The following is a 688-nucleotide window of genomic DNA, read 5'->3' on the forward strand; positions in this document are numbered from 1 at the left end:
GCGCCAGGTTTATTACTATAACCATGAATATTTCAGGCTGTTACTTCCCTCTGGAAGCTGTCTCGCAAAATAAATATTAAACTTACTGCTGGTATTTATTTTTTAGTGGGTAAAGTAAATAATCACAGAACCAACCGCAAGGAGCCTATGATCAAAAGTAATACGCTACGTAAAAGACCCACTGACGTACCCGTCCAGAAGGCGTCAGAACAGCCAGGTAAGGATTTACGAGAAGCAGATAAACAGCGACAGCACAAGGAATTCATTGCCGCAATGAATGAATTTATTGCAAAAGGAGGCACTCTTACTGATGATGAATTTTTCAGGGTGCTATGATGCTTGAATAATTCAATGTTTATCGAAATTGTTCTGCTCAGACAAATAAAATCCTGCCATATTATATGATCGTGCAGAATGATTATTATGCAGACCTGGCCACGAGAGTCATTATTCCTTTAATGCGACCACAACAGTTACCACGCTGGCATCAGCATGCCGTACCAAGGATAAATATAGAATTTGACAGCTTTTTACTTTGTACGCCAATGAGCAGTAACTTAAATAATAAACGGATCCCGCCACAGGATTTCGTCTGCAATCTGAGTCATGCGCGCCAGGGCGTTATCGATTCAATCGATACACTTATCACGAACTGCTGACTGCCGGGAACCCCCCCCCCCCCCCCCCC

General features: G+C 42.7%; 1 protein-coding gene and 1 pseudogene. Both read left to right on the forward strand.

The window, feature by feature from the left end; all coding sequences use genetic code 11:
* Nucleotides 1-150: 150 nt before the first annotated feature.
* Entirely contained in the window at nt 151-336 is a 186-nt protein-coding gene (locus tag HMPREF9538_RS06880; RefSeq protein ID WP_004175994.1) for a hypothetical protein, read from the forward strand.
* Nucleotides 337-347: 11 nt separating this feature from the next.
* Nucleotides 348-659 (forward strand): annotated as a pseudogene (locus HMPREF9538_RS30380) (CcdB family protein); the annotation flags it as partial.
* Nucleotides 660-688 lie beyond the last annotated feature (29 nt).

Source organism: Klebsiella sp. MS 92-3, from assembly GCF_000195655.1.
In the GTDB taxonomy this organism is placed as follows: Bacteria; Pseudomonadota; Gammaproteobacteria; order Enterobacterales; family Enterobacteriaceae; genus Klebsiella; species Klebsiella pneumoniae.